9 protein-coding genes and 1 pseudogene are annotated in these 13,767 nt (G+C 69.0%); all 10 read left to right on the plus strand.

The genetic code is table 11. The features are described from left to right. The coding region (tuf, locus tag VGR37_09595) for an elongation factor Tu (protein HEV2147642.1) at positions 1-297 on the plus strand (297 nt) is incomplete at its 5' end. A 73-nt stretch (positions 298-370) separates the two neighbouring features. Next, positions 371-520 (plus strand): 50S ribosomal protein L33, encoded by a 150-nt coding sequence (gene rpmG, locus VGR37_09600; protein ID HEV2147643.1) that lies wholly within the window; start codon positions 371-373, stop codon positions 518-520. Between the two features lie 109 nt (positions 521-629). Beyond that, a complete protein-coding gene (gene secE / locus VGR37_09605) occupies positions 630-839 on the plus strand; it encodes a preprotein translocase subunit SecE (protein HEV2147644.1) in 210 nt (69 codons plus the stop codon). Positions 840-843: 4 nt separating this feature from the next. Next, positions 844-1,395, plus strand: coding sequence for a transcription termination/antitermination protein NusG (gene nusG / locus VGR37_09610; protein ID HEV2147645.1), 552 nt, complete (start codon positions 844-846; stop codon positions 1,393-1,395). 9 nt (positions 1,396-1,404) lie between these two features. Continuing rightward, a complete protein-coding gene (gene rplK, locus VGR37_09615; GenBank protein ID HEV2147646.1) occupies positions 1,405-1,830 on the plus strand; it encodes a 50S ribosomal protein L11 in 426 nt (141 codons plus the stop codon). 154 nt (positions 1,831-1,984) lie between these two features. Then, a complete protein-coding gene (gene rplA / locus VGR37_09620; protein HEV2147647.1) occupies positions 1,985-2,680 on the plus strand; it encodes a 50S ribosomal protein L1 in 696 nt (231 codons plus the stop codon). Positions 2,681-2,683: 3 nt separating this feature from the next. Then, positions 2,684-3,214, plus strand: coding sequence for a 50S ribosomal protein L10 (gene rplJ / locus VGR37_09625; protein HEV2147648.1), 531 nt, complete (start codon positions 2,684-2,686; stop codon positions 3,212-3,214). 101 nt (positions 3,215-3,315) lie between these two features. Next, positions 3,316-3,705 carry a 50S ribosomal protein L7/L12 gene (gene rplL, locus VGR37_09630; GenBank protein ID HEV2147649.1) on the plus strand — a complete coding sequence of 130 codons (390 nt, stop codon included), beginning with the start codon at positions 3,316-3,318 and terminating at the stop codon, positions 3,703-3,705. A 256-nt stretch (positions 3,706-3,961) separates the two neighbouring features. Next, a pseudogene (locus VGR37_09635) lies at positions 3,962-9,274 on the plus strand (DNA-directed RNA polymerase subunit beta). 111 nt (positions 9,275-9,385) lie between these two features. After that, a complete protein-coding gene (rpoC, locus tag VGR37_09640; protein ID HEV2147650.1) occupies positions 9,386-13,597 on the plus strand; it encodes a DNA-directed RNA polymerase subunit beta' in 4,212 nt (1,403 codons plus the stop codon). Positions 13,598-13,767 lie beyond the last annotated feature (170 nt).

Below are 13,767 nucleotides of genomic sequence, written 5' to 3' on the forward strand. Positions count from 1 at the left end.
AAGACCATCACGCCGCACACGAAGTTCAAGGCCGAGGTCTACGTGCTGACGAAGGAAGAGGGGGGGCGGCACACGCCGTTCTTCAACGGCTACCGGCCGCAGTTCTACTTCCGCACGACGGACGTGACGGGGACGGCCAACCTGCCCGAGGGGGTGGAGATGGTCATGCCGGGCGACAACGTGCAGATGAGCGTGGAGCTGATCACGCCCATCGCCATGGAGAAGGAGCTGCGCTTCGCCATCCGCGAGGGCGGCCGCACCGTCGGCGCCGGCGTCGTCACCGAGATCGTCGAGTAACGATCAATCCCGGCAGGCGGCGGCCGGCTGACGCCGGACCGCCGCCTGCCGTACGCTGATAGGAGTCACAGCCATGCGCGACAAGATCATCCTCGCCTGCACCGAGTGCAAGGAGAGGAACTACCACAAGACGAAGAACAAGCGGCTCCACCCGGAGCGCGTGGAGTACGCGAAGTACTGCCCGCGGTGCAACAAGCACCAGCCGCACAAGGAAACCAAGTAGTCGCAGCAGCTCCGGCGGGCGGTGGCGCGGGGGAAGGGCGCTGGGTCCAGGCCCTTCTTTTCGTCCCGGCCTGCTCCTGAAACGTACATCGTACCCCCCTTGCCCGCGCATGGCTGAGACGACCCGCACCAGCGCCGTCGACTTCTTCGGAGAGGTCCGCGACGAGATCAAGAAGGTGACCTGGCCCGACCGGGAGCAGCTCCGGGAGTCCACGGTCGTCATCGTCATCTTCGTCGCGATCGTCGCGGCCACCATCTTCGTGATGGACTGGCTCGCACGCATCGGGCTCGAGCTGATCGCATCGCTGGTCGGAGGCTGACCGGATGGGCGAGGCGAAGTGGTACGCGATCCAGACGTACTCCGGGCATGAGAACAAGGTCCAGCGGCTGATCCAGCGCCGGATCGACGAGGAGCAGGGCGAGCCCGAGGAGAAGCAGATCCAGGAGGTGCTCGTCCCCACCCAGGAGGCCGTCGAGATCCGGAACGGGAAGCGGGTGAACGTCACCCGCCGCCTCTACCCCGGGTACGTGCTGGTGAAGATGGTGTACAACCAGCGCAACGCGCACCTGGTGAACAGCATCCAGGGGGTGCTCAAGTTCCTCGGAACCGGCGCCGAGCCGCAGCCCCTGGGCGAGGAAGAGCTCGCCAAGATCCTGGGGCAGGAGACGGAGACGGCGGCGGTCGCGGAGGACGTGGCCGAGCCGATCCCCTTCACCTCGGGTCAGGTCGTCGAGGTCATCGAGGGACCGTTCAACGACTTCAGCGGGACGGTGCAGGAGGTCTACCCCGACAAGGGGAAGGTCAAGGTCGAGGTGTCGCTCTTCGGCCGCCCCACCAGCATCGAGCTGGACTACACGCAGCTAAAGGGTTACTGAGGCCGAGCCATGGCGAAGAAAGTCACCGGATTCATCAAGCTCCAGGTTCCCGCCGGGGCCGCCAACCCCGCGCCGCCCGTCGGGCCCGCGCTGGGTCAGCACGGCGTGAACATCATGGAGTTCTGCAAGCAGTTCAACGCGCGGACCCAGGGTCAGCCCGGGATGATCATCCCGGTCGAGATCACGGTGTACGCCGACCGCTCCTTCACCTTCATCACCAAGACCCCGCCCGCGGCGGTCCTGCTGAAGAAGGCGGCGGGGCTCCAGAGCGGCTCCGCGACGTCCAACCGGACCAAGGTCGGCACGGTGACCCGCGACCAGGTCCGGCAGATCGCCGAGACCAAGATGCCCGACCTGAACGCGGTCGACGTCGAGGGCGCGATGCGGCAGATCGCCGGCACCGCGCGCTCCATGGGGATCGAGATCACGGACTGAGGCGGGAGTTTCGCGGACGCGGCGGGGGAGCGCTCCCGCCCTCCCGCGCGAGGCCACGGCCGAGCGAGGAGCCGCGTCCGGGTCCAGGCACCACCGCCTGCGTTGGGCGACGCACGGTGGGAGGACCGGTCAGCAGAATCGCCTGAGGGGGTACATGCCTAAGCACGGAAAGAAGTTCCGCGAGGCACAGACCCGCGTTCCCGATGGGTCGACGTTCGAGCCCGGCCAGGCCGTCATCCTGGTGAAGGACCTGTCCTTCGCCAAGTTCGACGAAACGGTCGAGGTCGCCGTCCGCCTGGGCGTCGATCCGCGTCACGCGGACCAGATCGTCCGCGGGGCCGTCGTCCTGCCCCACGGCACCGGGAAGACCGCCCGCGTGCTCGTGATCGCGCAGGGCGACAAGGCGCGGGAAGCGGAGGAAGCGGGCGCCGACTTCATCGGCACCGAGTATGTGCAGAAGATCAAGGACGGGTGGCTCGACTTCGACGTGGTGGTCGCCACGCCGGACGTCATGGGCCAGGTCGGACAGCTCGGGCGGATCCTGGGTCCGCGCGGCCTGATGCCGACGCCCAAGGCCGGCACGGTGACCTTCGACGTCGCCCGCGCCGTTCGCGAGATCAAGGCGGGTAAGATCGAGTTCCGCGTGGACCGCACGGGGAACGTCCATGCGCCGATCGGCCGGGTCTCGTTCCAGCCCGAGCAGCTGGAGGAGAACCTGGCGGCGTTCATGGACACCGTGATCCGCGCGAAGCCGAGCGCCGCCAAGGGACAGTACGTCCGGAGCGTGACGGTGTCCAGCACCATGGGACCCGGGGTGGCGGTCGATTCCAACCTCTACCGGCGGGGCTGATCCATGAAGAAGGAACTCAAGACAGCCGTCATCGAAGACCTCAACCAGAGGCTCGACGGGGCGAGCGCGTTCTACCTGACGGACTTCACGGGGATGAACGTGAAGCAGATCACCGAGTTCCGCTCCCGCCTGCGCAAGCAGGGGGTGGAGTACGTGGTGGTCAAGAACACGCTGGCCCAGCGGGCGCTGACCGGGATGGAGCTCCCGGACATCGCGGGCTTCTTCAGCGGGCCCACCGGCCTGGTGATCGGCCGCGAGGACGCCGTGGGCGCCGCCAAGGTCCTGACCGACTTCGCAAAGGAGTTCGGCGACCGGCCCGCCATCAAGGTGGGAGTGGTGGATGGCAAGGCCTTCGACGCCGACCAGGTGCGGAAGCTTGCCGCCATGCCGCCGCGGGAAGTCCTCCTCGCGCAGATCGCGGGCGGGCTCCAGGCGCCGATGGCGCGCCTGGCCGGCGGGATGAGCCAGCTGCTCGCGGGGTTCGCGCGGGCGGTGGATGCGCTTCGCCAGCAGCGCGAGGGCGCTGGATCGTAACTCGCGCCCGACAGCAGGCGCTTTCCCGGCCGAGGCGGGCCCGGCCCGCCGGTCGAATACCCTGGTTTCACCTTCGTACGTACTACAAATAGGAGCCCAAAATGGCGACCACGCTTTCCCGTGACGAGCTTCTCGACGCGATCAGCAACATGACCGTCCTCGAGCTCTCCGAGTTCGTGAAGGCCTTCGAGGAGAAGTTCGGTGTGACCGCGGCGGCCCCGGTGGCCGCTGCCGCGCCCGCCGCCGGTGGTGGCGCCGCCGCCCCCGCCGCCGAGGAGCAGACCGAGTTCGACGTCGTGCTCGTCGGTGCCGGCGAGAAGAAGATCCAGGTCATCAAGGTGGTGCGCGAGCTCACCGGCCTGGGCCTCAAGGAGGCCAAGGACCTGGTGGACGGCGCCCCCAAGACGGTCAAGGAGGGCGTGTCCAAGGACGACGCCGCGGCGATGAAGGCCAAGCTCGAGGAGCAGGGCGCCGCCGTCGAGCTGAAGTAGGACTGAACCTCGTCCGGTCGGAGGGCCTCCAGGGGGAGAAATCTGCCTGGAGGCCCTTCGGGTCGGTCGCGGAGGGGTCGCCGGTCTCCCAGCGGGCATGCCCGCGGCGGCGGTCCCGGCTCAGTCCCTTCAGCCGGACGGCTCATGACGCGCAGGCCGCTCTACATACCCGGACGATACGTCACCCCGCCGAGGTGTTCGGTTGGGGGTGTTTGCGCTTCCGATCTTTTCCACGCTCGCTAAGAGGGAGACCCACTTGGCAACGCTAGACAAATCGATTGTCTCCTTCGCCAAGCTCACGTCGGGGATGGAGCTTCCGAACCTCCTCGACGTGCAGCTACGCGCATTCGAGACACTCCTGCAGACGGACGCGGCCGCCCGTGAACGGGAGGACGTCGGCCTGGAGCGGGTCTTCAACGAGATCTTCCCCATCAGCGACGTGAACGGGAACTTCTCGCTGGAGTTCGTCCGCTACACGCTGGGTGAGCCGAAGTACGACATGGAAGAGTGCATGGAGCGCGACATGACGTACGCCGCTCCGCTCAAGGCCACTCTCCGGCTGGTCGTGTGGGAGGACGCGGGGGACGAGCGCCGCCCGAAGGACATCATCGAGAAGGAGGTCTACCTGGGGGACCTGCCGGTCCTGACCCCCCTGGGCACCTTCATCATCAACGGCGCCGAGCGGGTGATCGTGTCGCAGCTGCACCGCTCCCCGGGCGTGGTGTTCGAAGAGAACACCCACCCCAACGGGTCGAAGCTGTTCAGCGCGCGCATCATCCCGTTCCGCGGCTCGTGGGTCGAGTTCACCATCGACATCCACGACGTCATCGCCGTCCACATCGACAAGAAGAAGAAGTTCCCGGCCACCGCGCTGCTGCGCGCCGTCGGGTACTCCCGGGACGCCGACATCCTGGACATCTTCTTCGGCCGCGAGCGCATCGCGCTCGGGGGGCTGGAGCGCGAGGGGTCCCGCGAGAGCCGCCGCGGCGAGACCTTCCACGGCTTCCTGGCCGAGGACGTCCTGGACCCGGGCGTCGTCGGTCCCGAGGGCCCGCGCCTGTACCGGGACATCGTGCTCCCCGGCACCGGCGAGGTGGTGGAGCGCGGCACCCGGCTCACCCAGGAGGTGGTCGACACGCTCCGCGGGGCGGGGGTCGCCTCCTTCCCGGTCACTTCCGCGAACCTGCTGGCGCGCGCGGGCGACGAGCTCGGCGCGGACCTGCTGGGCCGGCTGCTCCGCGCGGGCGTGGAGGAGGTCGCCGTCTTCCGCTCCGGGCAGCACGGCGGCACCACCCTGCGCGCCACGCTGGCCAAGGACCCCACCCGGGGCACGCTGGACTCGCTCTTCGCGATCCACAACCTGATCCGCCCGGGGACCGCCCCCGCGCCGGACGCGTGGACCGAGGACGAGTACTTCGAGGCCGGCGACCAGATCATGCACGTCGCCGACTTCCTCGACGCCTGGGCCGAGCGCGACTCCGGCCCCTCCGACCTGGTCGCGCGCGACTCGCAGCGCTCCGCCGAGGAGCGGATGATCCGCTTCGCCCAGGAGCGCGGGATCCGCTACGTCTGGGAGAGCCTGCGCGACGAGCGCGCCGAGAAGACCGGCCGCCCCAGCCGCGTGCTGGTGTACGAGCTGAACCGGGTGGTGCAGGTCTACACCGCCGTGTGGCGCCTCCTCTTCCAGCCGCGGGCCTCGCTGGTGGTGGCCGGCGCGCTGGCCGGCGACAGCGCCGGGGCCCGCTCCGACTACAGCGAGTACACCGAGGAGTCGCTCAACAAGCGCTACGACCTGGGCCGCGTGGGGCGGTACAAGATCAACCAGCGCCTGGTGGACGCCTTCGGGGCGCTCGGCTTCGCCACGCCGCCGGCGGGGATGACCGCGCTCACCGCGCAGGACGTCCTGGCGATCCTGCACCAGCTCGTGGAGCTCCACGAGGGCCGCGGCGGGACGGACGACATCGACCACCTGGGGAACCGGCGCGTCCGCTCCGTGGGCGAGCTGATCGCCAACCAGTTCTCCGTGGGCCTGTCCCGCATGGCGCGGCTGGTCCGCGAGCGCATGTCGATCGTGTCCGACGCGGACAAGATCAACATCGACGACCTTGTCAACGCGCGGACGGTCTCCGCGGTGATCCAGCAGTTCTTCGGGTCGTCGCAGCTCAGCCAGTTCATGGACCAGACGAACCCGCTGGCCGAGATGACGCACAAGCGGCGTCTCTCCGCGCTGGGGCCGGGCGGTCTGACCCGCGAGCGCGCCGGCTTCGAAGTGCGCGACGTGCACTACTCGCACTACGGGCGCATGTGCCCGATCGAGACGCCGGAAGGCCCGAACATCGGGCTGATCAACTCGCTGACCACCTACTCGCGGATCAACGACCTCGGCTTCATCGAGACCCCGTACCGCAAGGTGGTGCGCGCGGTGGTCCGCTACCCCTCGCGCGTGAAGCTGACCGAGGCCGCGCGCGTGGTGATCGGCGAGCGCGCCAAGGTGTTCGCCAAGAAGGGCGAGGAGATCGACGCCGAGCGCGGGCGCGAGGTGTTCCGGCAGATGATCGTCGGGGCGGAGCTGGCCGAGGACGTGCTCGACTGGAGCACCCTCTTCCCGCGGATGATGGCCGCCGAGGTCCCGCAGACCGACTGGGACGAGGAGGTGCTCCGCCTCCCGGTGCTCGCCCGCCGCGGCGAGCGGATCACCGAGGAGCTGGCCGCACGCATCGCCGAGCAGCCGGTGAACCTGGTCCGCGTGGTGTCGCGGCGCGCCGGGGCCGCCGCGCGCGGCGTCGCCCCCGAGGCGATCCGCAACCCCATCTCGCTCCCGGTGCGGGTCTTCCAGCCGCGCTCCGCGGCGGTGCTCGCCGTCCCGGGGATGGTGCTCACGGAAGAGGTGGCCGAGCGGCTGTACACCCTCCAGCTCGAGGGGCTCGCGCCCATCGTGGACGAGGACGCCGACACGCCGGACGCGGTGGGGCTGGACTTCACCAACGGCGCCCCGGCGCTCACCGCCGAGACCGACGTGGGCCGCTACTCGCTGACCGCGGCCTCGGACCTGACGCTCGTCACCCCCGTGGTGACGCGGATCGTCGCGTGGCTCTCCGCCAACGAGGAGGAGAACTCCCGGATCGCCCAGGCCAACGCGCCGCTGGACCCGGGGAGCTCGTTCGTCAACGAGTTCGTGCTGTGCCGCGAGCGGGGCGACTTCCCGCTCCTGCGTCCGGACGAGATCGACTTCATGGACGTGGCCCCGGACCAGCTGGTGTCCGTGGCCGCGGCGCTGATCCCGTTCCTGGAGCACGACGACGCGAACCGCGCGCTCATGGGCTCCAACATGCAGCGGCAGGCGGTCCCGCTCCTCTTCCCGGCCGCCCCGCTGGTGGGCACCGGGCTGGAGTCGGTGGTCGCTGCGGACTCGGGCTCCGTCGTGGTGGCGCGGCGCGCCGGGATCGTGCGCGAGGTCACGGCCGACCACATCGTGGTCGACGCCGGGATGGCGGGCGCGCCGAACTCCGACGAGCCGCTGCGGCGCCTCGCGCAGTTCGACCGCTACCGCATGAAGAAGTACTGGCGGACCAACCAGGACACCGCCATCAACCAGCGCCCGCTGGTCCACAAGGGGCAGCAGGTGGCGAAGGGCCAGCCGCTGGCCGACGGCGCCTCCACCGAGAACGGGGAGCTGGCGCTCGGGCGGAACCTGCTGGTGGCGTTCATGCCCTGGTACGGCCACAACTTCGAGGACGCCATCGTCCTTTCGGAGAAGCTGGTCAAGGACGACGTCTACACCTCCATCCACATCCAGGAGCTGGAGCTCCAGGTCCGCGACACCAAGCGGGGGATGGAGGAGATCACGCGCGAGATCCCCAACGTCGCCGAGGAGTCGCTGGTGGACCTCGACGAGCGCGGGATCGTGCGGATCGGCGCCCGGGTGAAGGCGGGCGACATCCTGGTCGGCAAGATCACCCCGAAGGGCGAGACGGAGCTTTCTCCCGAGGAGAAGCTGCTGACCGCCATCTTCGGCGAGAAGGCAAAGGACGTGAAGGACTCGTCGCTCAAGGTCCCGCCCGGCGTGGAGGGGACGGTGATCGACGTGAAGATCTTCTCCCGCCGCATCGACGACCCGATCCTGGAGAAGGAGCGCGGCGAGAAGATCGGCGACCTGCGCTCCAACGAGCGCGGCGAGATCCTGCGCATCTCCGAGGCGCGCGACGAGGAGATCAAGGAGCTGATCCGCGGCAAGACCGTGGCGCTCTTCCTCAAGCGCGGCACGGTGGAGCCCTTCTTCAACGAGGGGACCGAGCTGACCGACGAGGTGACGGACGCCCTGGACCTGTCCGAGGTGGACCTGACCACGCTCAAGGTCACCGACCGCCCGACCAACGAGCTGCTCCGCCGCCTGATCGACGAGAGCAAGCGCCGCATCGAGCGGGTCCGCCAGAAGACCGAGGACCAGATCGACAAGGTGTTCCAGCCGGACGAGCTCCCGCCGGGGGTGGTCCAGCTGGTGAAGGTCTACCTGGCCGAGAAGCGCAAGATCTCGGTCGGCGACAAGATGGCCGGCCGCCACGGGAACAAGGGCATCATCGCCCGCATCGTCCCCGAGGAGGACATGCCGTTCCTCCCGGACGGCACCCCGGTGGACGTCTGCCTCAACCCGCTCGGCGTGCCGAGCCGCATGAACGTGGGGCAGATCCTGGAGACCCACCTGGGGTGGGCGGCGCGCGTCCTGGGCTTCGAGGCCAAGACGCCGGTGTTCCAGGGAGCCTCCGAGGACGAGATCGGCGCGATGATGCGGGTCGCGGGCGTCACCTGGGCGCGCCAGGCGCTCGGCGTGGTGAACGCGGAGCCGCCGGCCTTCGACCTGGAGGACATCCGCGGGCTGGTGGAGGCCGCCAAGGCGGCCGAGGCCGCCTCGGAGATCGAGCCGCGCCCCGAGTCGGGGATCGGCCGGTCCGTGGACCGGCTCCTCACCGCCCCGGGCGCTCCCCAGGCCACGCTGGACAAGCTGCGGGACCTGGGCCGGTACCTGGTGGCCTCCGCACGGGAGGTCGCCGAGCGCGGCGAGGGGACATTCGAGGAGCAGTTCCCCGCCGCCGCGGCGCTCGCGGCCTCCGGCGGGAACGAGGGGCTCAACGCCGCCATCGAGGAGCACATGCAGCGCGCCGGGCTCACCCCGGGCGGCAAGGTCCGCCTGCGGGACGGCCGGAGCGGGCAGGAGTTCCGCTCGCCGGTGACGGTGGGCGCGATCTACATGCTCAAGCTGTCGCACCTGGTGGACGACAAGATCCACGCGCGGTCCATTGGGCCGTACTCGCTGGTCACGCAGCAGCCGCTCGCGGGCAAGGCGCAGTTCGGCGGGCAGCGCTTCGGCGAGATGGAGGTGTGGGCGCTGGAGGCCTACGGGGCGGCGCACACCCTGCAGGAGATCCTGACGGTGAAGTCGGACGACGTGAACGGCCGCTCGCGCGTCTACGAAGCAATCGTCAAGGGGGAGAACCTCCCCGAGCCCGGGCTCCCGGAGAGCTTCAACGTGCTCGTCAAGGAGCTGCAGGCGCTGGGGATCTCGGTGACGCTCGGTAGCTGAGGGCCGGCAGGCGAATCCCGGCCTGGCCGGGATTCGCCCGAACAATCGTCGTCAGTCAGCAACCGAAGCCGGACACACCATCATAGATAAGGGGACCAAAGCATGATCGACTTTCCCCGCACGCGCGAGACACGGTCGCAGGACTTCAACTATATCCAGGTGAAGATCGCCTCCCCCGAGGAGATCCGGGGGTGGAGCTTCGGCGAGGTGGTGAAGCCGGAGACGATCAACTACCGCTCCTTCAAGCCGGAGCGGGACGGTCTCTTCTGCGAGCGCATCTTCGGGCCGGTGAAGGACTGGGAGTGCCACTGCGGTAAGTTCAAGCGTATCCGCTTCCGCGGCCACATCTGCGACAAGTGCGGCGTGGAGGTGACGCTCTCCAAGGTGCGGCGCGAGCGCATGGGGCACATCGAGCTGGCGGTGCCCGTCGCGCACATCTGGATGTTCAAGACGCTCCCGTCGCAGATGGGCTACCTGCTGGGGATGACGCTGCGCGACCTGGAGAAGGTCATCTACTACGCCGCGTACGCCGTCATCAACCCGGGGAACCAGGACGTCAAGGTCGCCCAGGTGCTGGAGGAGGAGGAGTACCTCCAGCTGCGCGACAAGACCCGGGAGGAGGGTGACGACGAGTTCGTCGCCGACATCGGCGCGCCCGCGATCCGCACGCTGCTCGGCATGCTGGACGTGGACACGCTCGCCGAGGAGCTGCGCGTCCAGGTGGCCAACGAGACGTCGCAGCACCGCAAGAAGCTGGTGCTGAAGCGCCTCAAGGTGATCGACGCCATCCGCGCCTCGGGGGCGACGCCCTCGGAGCGCAACAAGCCCGAGTGGATGATCCTGGACGTGGTCCCGGTGATCCCGCCCGACCTGCGGCCGCTGGTGCCGCTCGACGGCGGGCGCTTCGCGACCTCGGACCTGAACGACCTGTACCGCCGCGTCATCAACCGGAACAACCGGCTGAAGAAGCTCATGGAGATGCGCGCCCCGGAGGTGATCCTCCGGAACGAGAAGCGCATGCTCCAGGAGGCGGTGGACGCGCTCTTCGACAACGGGCGCCGCACCAAGGCGATCCGCGGCCGTGGCAAGCGTCCGCTCAAGTCGCTCTCCGACATGCTCAAGGGGAAGCAGGGGCGCTTCCGCCAGAACCTGCTCGGCAAGCGCGTGGACTACTCGGGCCGCTCCGTCATCGTGGTGGGCCCGGAGCTGAAGCTGCACCAGTGCGGCCTCCCCAAGGCCATGGCGGTGGAGCTGTTCAAGCCGTTCATCATCCATGAGCTGGAGAAGCGCGGCGAGGCGGAGACGGTGAAGCGCGCCAAGAAGATCGTGGAGCGCGACGACCCGCGGGTGTACGAGGTGCTCGAGGACATCATCCGCGACCACCCCGTGCTGCTCAACCGCGCGCCCACCCTGCACCGCCTCGGCATCCAGGCCTTCGAGCCGGTGCTGGTGGAGGGGAAGGCGATCCGCATCCACCCGCTCGTCTGCGCGGCGTTCAACGCCGACTTCGACGGCGACCAGATGGCGGTGCACGTCCCGCTGTCGTTCGAGGCGCAGCTCGAGGCGCGGGTGCTGATGCTCTCCAGCAACAACATCCTCCTGCCGTCCAACGGGCGGCCGATCGCGGCGCCCTCGCAGGACATCGTCATCGGGTGCTACTGGCTGACCAAGGACCGTGAGGACGCCCCGGCGCGCTTCGCCGAGGACGCGGAGGAGCGGCAGAAGCCGCAGGACCAGCGCGACCCGGCCCGCCTGGTGCGGCGCTTCGGCTCGGTGGCCGAGGTGGAGATGGCGGTCGCCTACGGGCAGATGCACTTCCACGACGCCATCTACTTCTGGTACGTCCCCACCGAGGGCGCGGTCGACGAGTACGGCGACCCGCGCAAGGCGGAGTGGGTGCAGACCACCGTGGGGCGGGTGATCTTCAACTCCGTCGTCCCGGGCCGGATGGGCTACTGGAACCGGACCATGGGGAAGAAGGAGCTGGGCGACATCATCTTCAACGCGTACCGCGAGGTCGGCCTCGGGCGCACGGTGGTGTTCCTGGACGACCTGAAGAGCTTCGGGTTCCGGTACTCCACCATGGGCGGCGTGTCGGTGGGGATCGAGGACATGAAGATCCCCGCGGAGAAGGACGTCATCCTCCGCGAGGCGGAGGACGACGTGGGCCGCTTCACGCGCGCCTACAACAACGGCGTCATCTCCAACGGCGAGCGCTACAACAAGGTCATCGACACCTGGACGCACGCCAACAACGACGTGGCGGACGCCATGGTGGCGCGCCTGGCCCGTGACCGCGGCGGCTTCAACCCGGTGTTCATGATGATGAACTCCGGCGCCCGCGGCTCGCGCGACCAGATGCGGCAGCTCGCGGGGATGCGCGGCCTGATGGCCAAGCCCCAGAAGAAGCTCACGGGCGGCATCGGCGAGATCATCGAGTCGCCGATCAAGTCGAACTTCAGAGAGGGGCTCACCGTGCTGGAGTACTTCATCTCCACGCACGGCGCCCGGAAGGGCCTGGCAGACACCGCGCTCAAGACGGCGGACGCGGGCTACCTGACCCGGCGCCTGGTGGACGTGGCGCAGGACGTCACCATCGCCGAGGAGGACTGCGGCACGGTGCTCGGCCTGGAGGTCTCCGCGCTCAAGGAGGGCGAGGACGTGGTGGAGCCGCTCAAGGACCGGATCGTCGGCTCCGTGGCGCTCGACGACGTGTTCGACCCCATCGACAGCGAGCTCCTCTGCGAGGCGGGGACGCTGATCGACGAGGAGATGGCGGACGACATCGAGGAGGCCGGGATCCAGGCGATCAAGATCCGCAGCGTCCTCACCTGCGACAGCCGCCGCGGGCTCTGCAAGCAGTGCTACGGCCGCAACCTCGCCACCATGGAGATGGTGGACGTGGGCGAGGCCGTGGGCATCCTCGCCGCGCAGTCCATCGGCGAGCCGGGCACGCAGCTCACCCTGCGCACCTTCCACATCGGCGGCACCGCGGCGCGCATCGCGGCGACCACCGCGCGGAAGAGCAAGGTGGAGGGGATCGCGCAGTTCGAGCGCATCACCACGGTGAAGACGCCCGAGGAGGCGCGGATCGTGACCTCCCGCGAGGGCGAGATCATCATGCGCACCGCGGAGGGCGCGGTCCGCTCGCGGCTGGCGGTGCCGTACGGCGCCACCATCGCCATCGAGGACGGCCAGCAGGTGGCCGTCGGCGACATGCTCTTCTCGTGGGACCCGTACTCGGAGCCGATCGTCGCCGACTTCGGCGGCGTGGTCCGCTTCATCGACATCGCCGACGAGGAGACCGTCCGCGAGGAGCTGGACGAGTCCACCGGCCGCCGGCAGATGGTGATCATCGAGGACCGGAGCAAGAAGCTCCACCCCATGATCGAGATCCGCGACCCGGACACCGACCAGAAGCTGCGCGAGTTCATCGTCCCGGTGGGGGCGCAGCTCACCGTGCGCGACGGGGAGCAGATCGCCCCGGGCGCCGCGCTGGCGAAGATCGCCCGCGAGGCGTACAAGACGCGCGACATCACCGGCGGCCTCCCGCGCATCGCCGAGCTGTTCGAGGCGCGCAAGCCCAAGGACCCGGCGGTGATCACCGAGATCGACGGCACGGTCCGCTTCGGCGACATCAAGCGCGGCAAGCGCGAGGTCATCGTCATCCCGGACACCGGGAACGAGCGGGTCTACGAGGTCCCGGTCGGGAAGCACCTCCGGGTGCACGAGGGCGACTTCGTGCGCGCCGGCGACCGCCTGTCGGAGGGCCCGGTGAACCCGCACGACATCCTGCGGATCAAGGGGCCGCGCGCGGTGCAGGAGTACCTCCTCAACGAGGTCCAGGAGGTGTACCGCCTGCAGGGCGTGAAGATCAACGACAAGCACATCGGCGTCATCGTCCGCCAGATGCTCCAGAAGGTCCGGATCACCGAGCCGGGCGAGACGGACTTCCTGGAGGGCGAGACGGTGGACCGGATCGTGTTCCTGGACGCCAACCAGGCGGCGATCGACAACGGGCAGCGCCCCGCGATCTCCGAGCCGCTCCTGCTCGGGATCACCAAGGCATCGCTGACCACGCAGTCCTTCATCTCCGCGGCCTCCTTCCAGGAGACCACGCGGGTGCTGACCGACGCCGCCATCCGCGGCGCCCGGGACAACCTGACGGGGCTGAAGGAGAACATCATCATCGGCCACCTGATCCCCGCCGGCACCGGGATCTTCCGGTACCAGGAGGTGGAGTTCGGGCCGGAGGGCGCGCAGGCGGAGGCTGGGGCGCCCGTGGTCGAGGCCGCGGAGCCGGTGGAGGCGTAAGCCCCGGCGCTTTCCGGTGGATGGAAACGAAGCATGAGTCATCCCGAACTTTGGAAATGAGGTAGGAGCGAAGTTCGGAGACTCAGGCAGAGGAAGCAGATTGCAGCCCGAATGCGGTAGAGCGGAGTCGAGACCTCTCGGCTCCGCTTTCCTGTTCTGGGGCAGAAGCC

The sequence above is a fragment of the Longimicrobiaceae bacterium genome (assembly GCA_035936415.1).
Classification (GTDB): domain Bacteria; phylum Gemmatimonadota; class Gemmatimonadetes; order Longimicrobiales; family Longimicrobiaceae; genus JAFAYN01.